Annotated in this window: 14 protein-coding genes; 9 read left to right on the top strand and 5 right to left on the bottom strand. The window is 67.6% G+C overall.

The features are described from left to right. Entirely contained in the window at window positions 1-750 is a 750-nt protein-coding gene (hutC, locus tag AC1RLU_RS11560; RefSeq protein WP_492795653.1) for a histidine utilization transcriptional repressor HutC, read from the top strand. Window positions 751-828: 78 nt separating this feature from the next. Here hutC and AC1RLU_RS11555 read toward each other — a convergent pair whose 3' ends face one another. Then, on the bottom strand, window positions 829-1,095 hold the full coding sequence (locus AC1RLU_RS11555; RefSeq protein ID WP_200959588.1) for a YMGG-like glycine zipper-containing protein: 267 nt from the start codon (window positions 1,093-1,095) through the stop codon (window positions 829-831). A gap of 256 nt (window positions 1,096-1,351) precedes the next feature. Here AC1RLU_RS11555 and AC1RLU_RS11550 point away from each other — a divergent pair, with 256 nt between their 5' ends. The 4 genes from AC1RLU_RS11550 (at window position 1,352) to AC1RLU_RS11535 (ending at window position 4,648) form a co-directional block, all read left to right on the top strand. Next, window positions 1,352-1,735: a PRC-barrel domain-containing protein gene (locus AC1RLU_RS11550; RefSeq protein WP_061965051.1), complete on the top strand. Its 384-nt coding sequence runs from the start codon at window positions 1,352-1,354 to the stop codon at window positions 1,733-1,735. Window positions 1,736-2,070: 335 nt separating this feature from the next. Further along, window positions 2,071-2,958, top strand: a complete 888-nt coding sequence (locus AC1RLU_RS11545; RefSeq protein WP_492795651.1) for a transglutaminase-like domain-containing protein — start codon at window positions 2,071-2,073, stop codon at window positions 2,956-2,958. 44 nt (window positions 2,959-3,002) lie between these two features. After that, complete coding sequence (locus AC1RLU_RS11540; protein WP_492795649.1) at window positions 3,003-3,902, top strand: diacylglycerol/lipid kinase family protein; 900 nt, start codon at window positions 3,003-3,005, stop codon at window positions 3,900-3,902. Between the two features lie 95 nt (window positions 3,903-3,997). Continuing rightward, window positions 3,998-4,648: a phosphatase PAP2 family protein gene (locus AC1RLU_RS11535; protein ID WP_492795647.1), complete on the top strand. Its 651-nt coding sequence runs from the start codon at window positions 3,998-4,000 to the stop codon at window positions 4,646-4,648. 6 nt (window positions 4,649-4,654) lie between these two features. On the opposite strand, the gene AC1RLU_RS11530 is transcribed toward AC1RLU_RS11535, so the two are convergent. Continuing rightward, a complete protein-coding gene (locus tag AC1RLU_RS11530; RefSeq protein ID WP_492795646.1) occupies window positions 4,655-5,143 on the bottom strand; it encodes a pyridoxamine 5'-phosphate oxidase family protein in 489 nt (162 codons plus the stop codon). A gap of 56 nt (window positions 5,144-5,199) precedes the next feature. On the opposite strand from AC1RLU_RS11530, the gene AC1RLU_RS11525 reads away from it, so the two are divergent. The 3 genes from AC1RLU_RS11525 to AC1RLU_RS11515 all read left to right on the top strand — a co-directional run bounded on the left by AC1RLU_RS11525 (window position 5,200) and on the right by AC1RLU_RS11515 (window position 7,390). Further along, complete coding sequence (locus AC1RLU_RS11525) at window positions 5,200-5,469, top strand: hypothetical protein (RefSeq protein WP_492795644.1); 270 nt, start codon at window positions 5,200-5,202, stop codon at window positions 5,467-5,469. A 78-nt stretch (window positions 5,470-5,547) separates the two neighbouring features. Next, window positions 5,548-6,993, top strand: coding sequence for an aldehyde dehydrogenase family protein (locus AC1RLU_RS11520; protein ID WP_492795643.1), 1,446 nt, complete (start codon window positions 5,548-5,550; stop codon window positions 6,991-6,993). A gap of 64 nt (window positions 6,994-7,057) precedes the next feature. After that, the gene (locus AC1RLU_RS11515) at window positions 7,058-7,390 is read left to right on the top strand and encodes a four-helix bundle copper-binding protein (protein ID WP_492795641.1); all 333 of its coding nucleotides are present in this window, start codon (window positions 7,058-7,060) and stop codon (window positions 7,388-7,390) included. A gap of 21 nt (window positions 7,391-7,411) precedes the next feature. Here the strand turns inward: AC1RLU_RS11515 and AC1RLU_RS11510 are convergent, their stop codons facing one another. Beyond that, window positions 7,412-8,425 (bottom strand): zinc-binding alcohol dehydrogenase family protein, encoded by a 1,014-nt coding sequence (locus AC1RLU_RS11510; protein ID WP_492795639.1) that lies wholly within the window; start codon window positions 8,423-8,425, stop codon window positions 7,412-7,414. Between the two features lie 99 nt (window positions 8,426-8,524). Here AC1RLU_RS11510 and AC1RLU_RS11505 point away from each other — a divergent pair, with 99 nt between their 5' ends. Further along, a complete protein-coding gene (locus AC1RLU_RS11505) occupies window positions 8,525-8,887 on the top strand; it encodes a winged helix-turn-helix transcriptional regulator (protein ID WP_492795637.1) in 363 nt (120 codons plus the stop codon). 4 nt (window positions 8,888-8,891) lie between these two features. Here AC1RLU_RS11505 and AC1RLU_RS11500 read toward each other — a convergent pair whose 3' ends face one another. Both AC1RLU_RS11500 and AC1RLU_RS11495 read right to left on the bottom strand, forming a co-directional pair. Continuing rightward, the gene (locus tag AC1RLU_RS11500; protein WP_061965034.1) at window positions 8,892-9,770 is read right to left on the bottom strand and encodes a transglutaminase family protein; all 879 of its coding nucleotides are present in this window, start codon (window positions 9,768-9,770) and stop codon (window positions 8,892-8,894) included. After that, complete coding sequence (locus AC1RLU_RS11495) at window positions 9,767-12,289, bottom strand: circularly permuted type 2 ATP-grasp protein (RefSeq protein ID WP_492795635.1); 2,523 nt, start codon at window positions 12,287-12,289, stop codon at window positions 9,767-9,769. The genes AC1RLU_RS11500 and AC1RLU_RS11495 overlap by 4 nt, the downstream gene beginning before the upstream one ends. Between the last annotated feature and the right edge of the window lie 6 nt (window positions 12,290-12,295).

Raw genomic sequence — 12,295 nt, 5'->3', positions numbered from 1 at the left:
ATGACGGAGACCCGGCTCGACGCGGTGAAACTGGACGGTGCCGGGCCGGTCTATGACCAGATCCGGCGGGCGATCCGCGATCTCGTCGTCAGCGGGGAATGGCAGCCAGGGACGAGCGTGCCGCCCGAACATGCGCTGATGGAGCAGCTCGGTGCCTCGCGGATGACCGTGCATCGCGCGCTCGTCCAGCTTGCTCGCGAGGGGCTGATCATCCGCCGCCGCCGTTCGGGAACCGTGGTCGCGACGCCCCCGGCGAGCCACGCCATGCTCGATATCCTCTCGATCCCGGAAGAGGTGCGGCAGCTCGGCCAGGCTTACGCCTATGAGGTGCTGGCGCGCACCGACGGCCGGCCTTCGCCGGAGGTCGCCGAGCTGTTCGGCCTGAAGCGCTCCGACAAGGTGGCGCATCTCCTCGTCCTGCACCGCGCCGACGGCAAGCCGCATGTGCTGGAGGAGCGCGTCATCCATGTTGCCGGCGTGACCGGGCTTGCGGAAGAGGATTTTGCCGGGACCCCGCCGGGTGACTGGCTCTTGCAGCACAGCCTGTGGTCGCAGGCCGAGCATGCGATCAGCGCGATCGGGGCTGGCGAAGAGCAGGCCGCCTTGCTCGACATCGCGGTCGGTGAGCCCTGCCTCTTGGTCGAACGGCGAACCTGGAACCAGTCGCATCCGGTGACGGCGGTGCGCCTGCTCTATCCCGGCTTCCGCCACCGCTTCGTCGGGCGCTTCGGGCCATATGGGGCGGCCTGAGGGCAGGGGCCGCCACGCAGATTCGCGCAAAAGAAAAGGCCCGCCGGTGAGGCGGGCCTTCGTTGGGATACTGCTACCTCAGCAGTCGTAGACCACGCGGCGACCCCATTCATCCCGCCCGTAGCAGCTTTGACGCGTCGCCGCGCCGCCAATGATCGCACCGCTCGCGCCGCCGATCGCTGCACCGGCCAATGCGCCGCCGGCGCGTCCCGTGGCCGCGCCGCCGATGATGGCGCCGGCGCCCGCGCCGATCAGCGCGCCCGTGCCGGCATTCTGCTCGCGGGGCGTACAGGCGCCCAGCGCGGCGCCGATGGCTGCGACAAGCAGCAGCTTCTTGATGATCATGATCTCTCCTCCTCCGTGAGATGACGGGTCGCTCGAAGCACCCAACAGTGTCGGGCGACGAAGGTTCCGCCTGGCGGCAAACCGCTATCGCCTTCTTCCATCGGTCTTCCGTCTTGGAGAGGGATTTCGTGTCCGCACGAAGGCCGCGAATTTTCCCGGTCGCGCCGGAACCTATCGTCCCAGCGTCGGTTGGTGAGGCAAGTCCCGCCGGAGGGCGCTTTCTCCGGCATCCCATCGCGAAACAAGGGGGAAGACCATGACCGATGTTCCCATGACCGCCACTGCGACCGCCAATCCGCTCATTGCGGGTGCCCGCGTTGCCGGCACGGATGTCTACAACGCGGCCGGCGATCATCTCGGCGAAATCTACGACGTGATGCTCGACAAGCTGACCGGGAAGGTCGCCTACGCCATCATGTCCTTCGGCGGTTTCCTCGGGCTGGGCGAGAAATACCATCCGATCCCGTGGAGCGTTCTCGACTACGACACGCAGCGCGGCGGCTATGTCGTGCCGCTGACCAAGGAACAGCTCGAGGCGGCGCCGATGTATGACAGCGAAGGCGAGCCGGACTGGGACGACAAGGCTTACGGCAAGCGTGTCCACGACTACTACGGCACGATGCCTTACTGGATGATGTGACCGCAGGGCGATTTCGCCTGAAGGTGACCCGCCAAGTTATAGTTTGAATCGGTCGCGTTTCAAGGAATGCGGAGCCGATCAGGGCGCAGGTCGCGGCGGTTGCTATCCCCCCAGCCGAACCGTCGTGGCGGCGGGATGCGGGCCGAAAGGCCCGCATCTTCTTTTTTAGGGTGCTGCAAACGGCTGAATTCCGCGGTTTCCGGACCATTTTTCGCAAATCCGCGGGAACAGCAGACCCCCTTCGCGCGTCTAATCGGCGGGGGATCAACGCACCCGAAGATCCGCAGCAGCCAGTTCGCGCAGCGGTCCCGGCCCTCACATCAGGAGAAGGCGAGATGCGCATCCGTTACGGCTATCGGATCGAGCTGATCTGTGCCCATGACATGCCCTTGATCACCTTGCTGGACGTGCATCCGTCGCGCCGGCACGATCTGACGACGCCTGACGAGATGAGGCTGACCTCGCTCGCCGATCCCTCCCGGCCGATTGCGATGACGCAGGATCTCGATGCCTTCGGCAACATTCGCCGGCGGATGATCGCGCCGCCCGGCGGCATCAGGCTGGAATCCGAGGGGATCGTCCACGATTCCGGCGAGCCCGATATCGTCAATCCGGTCGCCCGCGAGGTTTCTCCGTCGCGTCTCCCGGACGCGGCCCTCGTCTATCTTCTGGGCAGCCGCTACTGCGAGACCGACAAGCTCTACGACCAGGCCTGGAGCCTGTTCGGGCAGGTCCAGCCGGGCTGGCCGCGCGTGCAGGCGATCGTCGACTTCGTCCATAATCACCTGAGCTTCGGCTACCATTTCGCCCGCAACACCCGCACCGCCGCCGAGGCTTTCGAGGAGCGGATCGGCGTCTGCCGCGATTTCGCGCACCTCGCCGTCACGCTCTGCCGCTGCATGAATATCCCGGCGCGCTACTGCAACGGCTATCTCGGCGATATCGGTGTGGCGCCCAATCCCGCCCCGATGGATTTCAATGCCTGGTTCGAGGTCTTCCTCGGCGGGCGCTGGTACACGTTCGATGCCCGCCATAACGAACCGCGCATCGGCCGCATCGTCATCGCGCGCGGCCGCGACGCGACCGATGTCGCGATGATCAGCTCCTTCGGAACCCATACCCTGCAGCGCTTTGAGGTCGTCACCGAAGAGATCGAGGAGGTGCCGATGCCATTGATGCCATCGATGCCGGAACAGTTCGACGCGCGCCCGGCCGCCGCGTAACCGCTCTTGCGCGTGATCGGGCGCCACCCATCTACCCCAGCACCATGCGCTACACCGTCATCGTCAATGCCCGCGCCGGAACGGTTCTTGAAGCCGGCGCGGATGCTTTCGCCACGCGGCTGGAGGCTGCCTTCGCGGCCCATGGCTGCGGCGCTGACGTACACCTCGTGCCCCCGCGCGAGATCGACGATGCGCTGTCCCTCGCGATCGAGGACCGCCACGCGATGCCGGTCCTCGCCGGTGGCGACGGCACGATCAACGGCGCCTTGCCGGTCCTGATCCAGGCCGACCGCCCGGTCGGCATCCTGCCGATGGGCACCGTGAACGTGCTCGGCCGCGATCTCGGGCTCGCCGGCCCGCTGGAGCAGCAGGTCGGGGCGCTCTGCCGGGGCGAGCCGGTGGAGATGGATGTCGGCCGGGTCAATGACCGGCTGTTCCATTCGCTGTCCGGCATGGGCTTCTTCAGCCTGATGGCGCGCGAGCGCGAATATGCGCGCCGGCGCTTTCCCTTCAGCCGTGCGGCGGCCTTCGGCATCGCCGCGACGCGCTCGATCCTGTTCACGCGCCCGGTCATGCTCGACATCACCATTGGCAGCGACCATCGCCTCGTCGAAGCCGATGCGGTGCTCGTCACGGTGAACTGCTTCGAGGGCGCGGACTGGCGTCGTCCACGGCTCGACGATGGCGTCTTCGAGGTGCATGTCCTGAATGCCGGCGGTCTCTATTCACGTGGCAAGGCGGCCTTGTCGGTCGTGTCCGGTCATTGGCGTGATTCGCATAATCTGACCTCCTTCACCGGCGATGCGGTGACGTTGATGCGGCGCGACAAGCGGCGCGGGCACATCACTTTCGACGGGGAGGTCGAGCGCAAGGCCGGCCCCTTGCGTTACGGTCTCCTGCCGAAGGCGCTCAGCGTGATCGCCGCCCGCCCGGCGAGCGCGTAACGAAGCCCGCGAGTCACAGGCGGCGGAACGCCGCCTGTTCGACCCCGGTGCCCTCCGGTAATCTTCTGTCCCAGACCTTTCGGAGATCGCGCTTCTTGCCCCAGCCACGCATCCTCGTTCCCGCCGTGGCCGGCCTGGTCTTCCTCGGGCTGGCGCTGCTGATCATTTCCGGACGCAGCTTCTCCCTCGATACCACACTGATCATGCTGTTCCGCGATGCCGCCAACCCCGCAGTTCCGCTCGGGCCGGCCTGGTTTCAGGAGGCGGTGCGCGACATGACGGCGCTCGGCAGCTTCGTCGGACTGTTCTTCATGGCGTTGACGGCGACGCTGGCGCTCTGGCTCTGCGGCTACCGCCATCTCGCGATCGGGCTCGTCGTCAGCCTCGCTGCCGCTTTCCTGGCCAGCACCGGCTTGAAGATCGTCATCGCCCGCCCGCGGCCGGATATCGTCGAGCACGCGGCATTGACCTTCACCGCGAGCTTCCCGAGCGGCCACGCCTTCCTCTCGGCCGTGACGCTGCTGACCATCGCCGGCTTCGTCGGCCTCGCCTCGCGGCGCGCGGATATCGCCCGCTTCTGCATGGTCATGGCGGTGGTCTTGGTCGGCCTGATCGGGCTCAGCCGGATCTATCTCGGCGTGCACTGGCCGTCAGACGTCCTCGGCGGCTGGGCTCTCGGGGTCGTCTGGTCGAGCGTTGCGAACGCATGGCTCGGACGCAAAATGGCCGCTTCCGACCCGGGTTGAACGGGCTCAGCGCATGTCGATCGTGGCGTTGACGCCAAGATCGGGCGTGCGGCCGAGAATCTTGGCGGTTGCCAGCTTGAAGGCGACGAGCACGCTGCTCGACGGGCCGTCCCATATCTCGGCGGAGGTCGGCGTGAGCGCCAGCAGCGTCGCGTCGGGATCATCAGGCCCGTTCGGAAACCAGGCGCTCGCCATCGGCGTCCAGACCTCGCGCAGCGTCTCGCGGCTCGGGACCTCGGAGGCCGAGCAGGAGATCGCGGCGTAGAAATTGCGGTCCTCATGGCTGATCGCCACGCTGACGGAGGGCGAGCGCAAGGCCGCGCCGATGATGCCGGTATGCCGGTGCGTGATGAAGAGCAGGCGGTGGTGGTCGCGGTCGAGATGGCCGGACATCGGCCTGGTCCTGATGTCGCCTTCGGCGACGAGCGAGACCATGTAGACCGGGTGGGCGGATAGCGCAGCCCAGATGCGATCCTGCAGTTCGGTGTCGGCCATGGCAACCTCCTGCCGGTGCGATCCTGTCATGGCCAGCGTCGCATGGGAACCGGCCTGTGCGCCATGCCAACGCTGCGCGAGAAGCAACGTTCCCGGCGGTGCAGCGGAACATCGCCGCCCGGCCCGCGTTGGGATCGGGCTTGCGGCTTGGCCGCCTTCAACAGGATTTCTCCATGCTCGCTTCGCGTCATCTTCTGGTTGTACTGGTCCTTGTTCTCGTCGCCGCTCTCGCCGTGACCGGCTATTCGCTCTACCAGGAGAAGAAGCAGCCGGACGGCGTGGAAATCTCTGTCGGCAAGAACGGGCTTTCGATCAAGGAAAAATAGCCTGTCGCCCTGGGCATTGGCCTTCCCGTTCCAAAGGCGCTAACACCCTGCCACGAGCCTGTTTCGTGGGAGAGAGAGATGAACGCGCCCTTCAAGAACCTCATCGCTGGCGAATGGGCCGGCGGCGCCAATGCCTCGCGCAACATCAACCCCTCGAACACCAACGACGTCGTCGGCGAGTACACGCAAGGGACGGTCGAGGACCTGAACAACGCGGTCGCCGCCGCCAAGGCCGCCTTCCCGGCCTGGAGCCGCTCCACTCCGCAGGAGCGCTACGACATCCTGAAGAAGGCCTCCGACGAGATCCTCGCCCGCAAGGACGAGCTCGGCCGCCTGCTCTCGCGCGAGGAGGGCAAGACCCTCGCCGAAGGCATCGGCGAGGCGACCCGCGCCGGCCAGGTCTTCGCCTTCTTCGCCGGCGAGTGCCTGCGCCTCGGCGGCGAGATGGTGCCGTCGGTGCGTCCGGGCGTCGGCGTCGAGATCACCCGCGAGGCGGTCGGCATCGTCGGCATGATCACGCCCTGGAACTTCCCGATCGCGATCCCCGCCTGGAAGATCGCCCCGGCGCTGGCCTGGGGCAATTGCGTCGTCCTGAAGCCCGCCGATCTCGTGCCGGGCTCGGCCTGGGCGCTGGTCGACATCCTCCAGCGTGCCGGCCTGCCCAAGGGCGCGCTCAACCTCGTCATGGGCCGCGGCTCGGTCGTCGGCCAGGCGCTGCTGGAGCACAAGGACGTGCATGCGATCTCCTTCACCGGTTCGGTCCCGACCGGCCGCAAGGTCGCGGCCGCCTGCATCGCCGGCAATCCGATGAAGAAGGTCCAGCTCGAGATGGGCGGCAAGAACCCGCTCGTCGTGCTCGATGACGCCGACCTGAAGGTCGCCGTCGAGGTTGCCGTGAATGGCGCCTTCTTCTCGACCGGCCAGCGCTGCACGGCCTCCTCGCGCCTGATCGTCCAGGCCGGCATCCATGACAAATTTGTCGAGGCCTGCATCGAGCGCCTGAAGAGCGTCGTCGTCGACGATGCGCTGAAGGCCGGCACCCATATCGGCCCCGTGGTCGACCAGAGCCAGCTCGACCAGAACCTGAAATACATCCAGATCGCCAAGGACGAGGGCGGCAAGCTGGTCTTCGGCGGCGAGCTCCTGAAGCGCGAGACCCCCGGCTTCTACCTCCAGCCGGCGCTCTTCACCGAGACGACCAACGCCATGCGCATCTCGCGCGAGGAGGTCTTCGGACCGGTCGCCAACATCGTCCGCGTCAAGGATTACGAGGAGGCGCTCAGCCTCGCCAACGACACCGAGTTCGGCCTCTCCTCGGGCATCTGCACGACCTCGCTCAAGTATGCGACGCATTTCAAGCGCAACAGCGAGGCCGGCATGGTGATGGTCAACCTGCCGACGGCGGGCGTCGACTACCACGTCCCGTTCGGCGGCCGGAAGGGCTCCAGCTACGGCCCGCGCGAGCAGGGCGCCTACGCCAAGGAGTTCTACACCACGGTCAAGACGGCCTACACGCTGGCCTGACCACCGGAACAGGGCGCCTGTCGCGGCGGTTGATCGGGATACCCCTCCCGATCGGAGCCGCGACATGCACCATCTCGACCCGAAGACGCGCAACGCAGCCGACCTCGCGCTCGACTGCTACAAGCACTGCCACGGCATGGCGATGACCCATTGCCTGAAGGTGGGCGGCGCTTATGCCGAGCCCGACCATCTGCGCCTGATGGCGGCTTGCGCCGAAATCTGCCGGACCACGGCGCATTTGCTTTTGATGGATTCGGTCCACGGCCGTCACATGGCCAGGGAATGCGCCGAGGTCTGCGAGGCCTGTGCAACCGACTGCGCACGGGTCGGCGACATGGATTCCTGCGTCGCCGCCTGCCGTGCCTGTGCGAAGGCCTGCGCCGCACTCGCCGCCTGAGCGCGGGCCGGCCCGCGAGGCTCAGAAGCCTTCCAGCACGATCTTGCCTTTGGCGCGGTTGCTCTCGATCAGCGCATGCGCCCGCTTGAGATTGGTCGCGTTGATCGTGCCGAAATGCTCCGCCAGCGTCGTGCGGATCTTGCCTTCGTCGACGAGACGCGAAACCTCCGCCAGGAGCTTGCCCTGCTCGCCCATGTCGGCGGTCTGGAACAGCGAGCGGGTGAACATCAGCTCCCAGTGCAGCGACAGGCTCTTGCGCTTCAATGGATTGGCGTCGAGCGTCTTCGGGTCGTCGATCAGGCCGAACCGGCCCTGCGGCGCCATCAGTTCGACGATGCCCTCCAGATGGGTGTCGGTATGGGTCGTCGAGAAGACGAAGGCCGGCGCGCCGATGCCGAGCGCCGCGATCTGAGCGGGCAGCGGCTTGGTGTGGTCGATCACATGATGCGCGCCGAGTTCCTGTGCCCAGGCGCGGGTTTCCGGCCGTGAGGCGGTCGCGATCACCGTGACGTCGCTGAGCTGGCGCGCGAGCTGGATCGCGATGGAGCCGACGCCGCCTGCGCCGCCGATGATCAGCAGCGCGTTCGCCGCGCCCGGCACGGGCTTGCGGATATCGAGCCGGTCGAACAGCATTTCCCAGGCGGTGATGGCGGTGAGCGGCAGGGCAGCGGCTTCGGCGAAGCCAAGGCTCTTCGGCTTCGGCCCGACGATGCGCTCGTCGACGAGATGGAATTCCGCATTCGAGCCCGGCCGGTCGATCGCCCCGGCATAGAACACCGCGTCGCCCGGCTTGAACCCGGTCACCTCCGGCCCCACCGCCCTGACGGTGCCGGCCGCATCCCAGCCGAGTACGCTGGTCTGGCCCTCCGCCGGCTGGCTGCGGACGCGGAGCTTGGTGTCGACCGGGTTGACCGAGACGGCCTTGACCTCGACCAGCAGGTCGCGCCCGGCCGCCTTCGGCACGGGCAGGTCGAGATCGATCAGGCTGGTCTCGGCGGTGATGGGTTGCGACTGGCGGTATCCGACGGCGCGCATGGCGTCTCTCCTGCATTGCGATGGAGCCGAGATGCGCATAACCTTCATAAGGCGCAAGAACGCACAATTTCAGCCCATAGTGTCGAAAAGGATACCGTCATGCCGCCGCGCTTCCAGGAGCCCTATTGCTCGGCCGGCTGCCCTGTTGAGGCGGCACTCGGCCTGATCGGCGGCAAGTGGAAGGGCATCGCGCTCTATCACCTGATGAGCGGGACCTTGCGCTTCAACGAAATCCGCCGACGGATCCCCGGCGTCACCCAGCGTATGCTGACGACGCAACTGCGCGAGCTGGAGGCGGACGGCCTGATCGTGCGCGTCGTCTACCCGGAAGTACCGCCGCGCGTGGAGTACAGCCTGTCTGCCAAGGGGAAGACCTTGGAGCCGGTGATCATGGCGCTGAAGAGCTGGGGGGAGACGCACGCCCGTTCGCCGCAGCCGTTCGCTGCGGATACGGCGGCCTAAAGGCTCAGCCTACGGGCACCACGTCCACGGCGACGCCGACCTTCTGCGTGCCCGGCCCGATCACCACGCCGTCGAGCGGGGCGACATCGGCATAGTCGCGGCCGAAGGCGGTGACGATATGGTCGTCGGCGACGATCAGGTCATTGGTCGGGTCGAGCCCGACCCAGCCGATTTCCGGCCCGCACCACAGCATCGCCCAGGCATGGCTGGCATCGGCGCCCTCGAGCCGCTTCTGGCCCGGCGGCGGGATCGTGCGGATATAGCCGGAGATATAGGCAGCCGGCAGGCCAAGGCCTCTGAGGCCCGCGATCATGATATGCGCGAAATCCTGGCAGACACCGTGGCGTTGCTCGAAGGCTTCCGCCAGCGGCGTCGTCACCTCGGTCGCTTCGGGATCGTAGGTGAAGTCGCGCCTGATCCGGGCCATCAGCTCGCAGGCCGCTTCCAGCACCGGTCGGCCGGCGTCGAAGCTCGACCGGGCATAGTCGATCACCGCGGGGACATGCGGCACGAGCCGACTGGGATAAAGGTGATGCGCCGGCGAATCCGGCGCGAGGCTCCGGGAATCGAGCGCCAGCGCCGCGACATCCTCCCAGTTCCGCGTCAGCCCGGCATGCGGCGGCGGCGGCCGGTCGACCTCGATCCGCGCCCGCATTTCGAGCTTCAGCTCGCGATGCGGCTTGGTGATCGTGATCGTGGTCATGCGGTTGCCGAAGAAGCAGAGCCCGTCATTGCGTTCGGCCGGGCGGGGCGTGATCAGCAATTCGCTCTTCAGCACGCGCTGGCCCGCCCCGTCGCGCGGCAAAAGCCGCAGGATGCAGCGTGAAAAGGGCACCGGCCGGCTATAGCCGTAGGTCGTGACGTGGCGCAGCTCGTAGATCACGCGATGCTCGTCATCCGCGAGCCTTCGGGGCCGCTGTTCTGCAGGAAATAGCGATCGGCGATCGCGCCCGAGAGCCCCATCAGCAACTGTTCGAACAGCAGGATGCTGGTGCGGTCGAGCCGGCTTGCCTCCATCGTCCGGCAATCGGCCGCCAGCCGCAGCACCAGCCGGCGCGGTGCCTCCAGCATGCCGTCATCGGCAAGCGTCGGCAGGGCGGCGATCTCGGCGTCGAGCCGCTCGACCTGGAAGGCGACCGAGCGCGGATTGTAGGGGTCGAGCATGACGAGGTCGAGCACGGGCTGCAGGCTGGCGCCAAGCAGGTAGCGCGAGCGATAGGTGATCTGCGAGTCAGTCAGGTCGAGCAGCGCGTCGAGGCTGTCACTGGAGGCGTTGCTGTCGGCGAACTGTCGGGCGAAGCGGCAGGTCGCGATGCCCCGTTCCAGCCGCCTGCCGATATCGAGGAAGCGCCAGCCGTTGCCGCGCACCATGTTTTCCTGGCCGAGGCCGGAGAAGGCGGCGAGCGATTTCAGCGCCCGGTCGGCGATTTCGTAGGCCTCGCCCTCGCTCGGCTTGCGCCCGTCCTCGGGATCGAGCTGGCGCTGGAGGTCGCCGAACAGCCGCCAGGCATCGACGGAGAGGCGCTCGCGGATGCCCGAGGCGGTGCGCCGCGCCTCGCGCAGCGAAGCGGCGGCAGAGCCGTAATCGTCGAGGCTGTAGAGCGCGGCATAGGCCTGTGCCGCCGGCGCCCGGCGTTCCTGCCCGGCGGGCGCGGCGCCCCAGGCAACGAGCATGCCGGCGAGCTGGCGCACCGTGTCGTTGCGGCCGGGCGCCGGGTCGGGATCGATCAGGCGGCCGAGCAGAGCGCGCACCAGGCGCAGGATCGCCTCGCCGCGCTCCAGATAGCGTCCGAGCCAGAACAGGTTGTCGGCGGCCCGGCTCGGCAGCGTGCCGGTGACGCGGCGGATACTGATGCGGTCCGGCGCCGGCAGCAGGGTGACCTGCGCGACCGGCTCGTTCGAGGTGACCCAGACATCGCTGGAGCGCACGCCGTTGCGCATGCTGACCGCACGGGCATCGGGTTCGTCGGAGATCCGGCAGAAGCCGCCGGGCATCACTTTCCAGCCGTCGGGCGTCGCCGCGGCGAAGACGCGCAGCGTCATCGGATGCGGTTCGAGCCGGCCGTTCTGGAAGACCGGCATGGTCGAGAGCCTGACGACCTCCTGCCCGACATAATCCATGCCATGTGCCTCGATGCGCTCGCGCAGCGCTGCGCGCTCCGCCTCCGGCAATTCCCCGGCCACGACCTGAGACGGGTCGGTGCCGTTGCCGCCGCCGCGGAAGGCCGGTGCGATGCTCATCTCGCCCAGCCTGTCGAGCACGGTCTGCCGCTCCTGCGGCTGCCCGCACCACCATGTCGCGATATTCGGCAGGATCAGGTCCTGGCCGAGCAGTTTCCGCGCCAGGGCTGGCAGGAAGCCCATCAGGGCGCGTGCCTCGACGACCCCGGAGCCGAGCCCGTTGGCGATGCGGACCTGACCTTGCCGGGCAGCCTCGACCAGCCCGGCGACACCGAGCGCCGAGCGGGAATTGAGCTCGAGCGGATCGGCGAAATCGCCGTCGATGCGTCGCCAGATCACGTCGGCGCGCTTCAGGCCGGCGATGGTGCGCACATGCACGCGGCCCTCGCGCATCAGCAGGTCGCCACCCTCGACCAGCAGGAAGCCGAGATAGCGCGCCAGATAGGCCTGCTCGAAATAGCTTTCGTTGAGCGGGCCGGGCGTCAGCAGGGCGATGCGCGGCTCGACACGTTTCGAGCTGGAAACCAGCCCCGCTCGAAAGCCCTGGAAGAAGGCCGCCAGCCTCTCGATGTTCATGTTGCGGAACATGTCGGGGAAGGCGCGCGCCAGCGCCAGCCGGTTCTCCAGCGCGTAGCCGGCGCCGGAAGGGGCCTGGGTCCGGTCCTGCAGCACCCACCAGCGTCCGTCCGGACCACGGCCGAGATCGGCCGCATAGAGCTGGAGCGTGCCGCCGCCTGCGATCCCGTGCATCGGGCGCAGATAATCGGGGCTGCCGGTAACGACTGCAGCGGGCAGGAGGCCCTCCGCGATCAATTCGCCCGGCCCGTAGATGTCGTCGAGCAGGGTCGAGAGCAATTCGGCGCGCTGCGTCACGCCGGCGGCGATCGCCTGCCATTCCGCCTCGGGAATGACGAGCGGCACATGCGACAGGGGCCAGGCACGCTCGCCGACGCCGGGGTCGCGCTCGTCGATATCGCCATGGACGCGATAGGACACGCCGGTGTCGCGGACATGCCGGTCGGCCAACCCGAAGCGCTGGTTCAGCTCCGAGGGCGACAGGGCGCACCAGCCCGACAGGAACGGCTCCCAATGCGGGCGCACATTCCCGTTCTCGTCGATGAACTCGTCGCAGACGCCCGGCAAGGGACGATAGCCGGCAAGCAGCGATGCGCGCCGCTCGGCCCTGCTGCGTCCCGATCGGATGCGGCCCTGCACCGGCATTCTTCG

The organism is Allobosea sp. GW822-FHT05A11 (genome assembly GCF_058800455.1).
Note: the sequence above shows the minus strand (reverse complement) of the source record. Positions and strands in the feature narration are given on the sequence as shown.

Coding starts and splice junctions, on each gene's coding strand:
- hutC (WP_492795653.1), top strand. CDS start 1: ATGACGGAGACCCGGCTCGACGCGGTGAAACTGGACGGTGCCGGGCCG.
- AC1RLU_RS11555 (WP_200959588.1), bottom strand. CDS start 1,095: ATGATCATCAAGAAGCTGCTGCTTGTCGCAGCCATCGGCGCCGCGCTG.
- AC1RLU_RS11550 (WP_061965051.1), top strand. CDS start 1,352: ATGACCGATGTTCCCATGACCGCCACTGCGACCGCCAATCCGCTCATT.
- AC1RLU_RS11545 (WP_492795651.1), top strand. CDS start 2,071: ATGCGCATCCGTTACGGCTATCGGATCGAGCTGATCTGTGCCCATGAC.
- AC1RLU_RS11540 (WP_492795649.1), top strand. CDS start 3,003: ATGCGCTACACCGTCATCGTCAATGCCCGCGCCGGAACGGTTCTTGAA.
- AC1RLU_RS11530 (WP_492795646.1), bottom strand. CDS start 5,143: ATGGCCGACACCGAACTGCAGGATCGCATCTGGGCTGCGCTATCCGCC.
- AC1RLU_RS11520 (WP_492795643.1), top strand. CDS start 5,548: ATGAACGCGCCCTTCAAGAACCTCATCGCTGGCGAATGGGCCGGCGGC.
- AC1RLU_RS11515 (WP_492795641.1), top strand. CDS start 7,058: ATGCACCATCTCGACCCGAAGACGCGCAACGCAGCCGACCTCGCGCTC.
- AC1RLU_RS11510 (WP_492795639.1), bottom strand. CDS start 8,425: ATGCGCGCCGTCGGATACCGCCAGTCGCAACCCATCACCGCCGAGACC.
- AC1RLU_RS11505 (WP_492795637.1), top strand. CDS start 8,525: ATGCCGCCGCGCTTCCAGGAGCCCTATTGCTCGGCCGGCTGCCCTGTT.
- AC1RLU_RS11495 (WP_492795635.1), bottom strand. CDS start 12,289: ATGCCGGTGCAGGGCCGCATCCGATCGGGACGCAGCAGGGCCGAGCGG.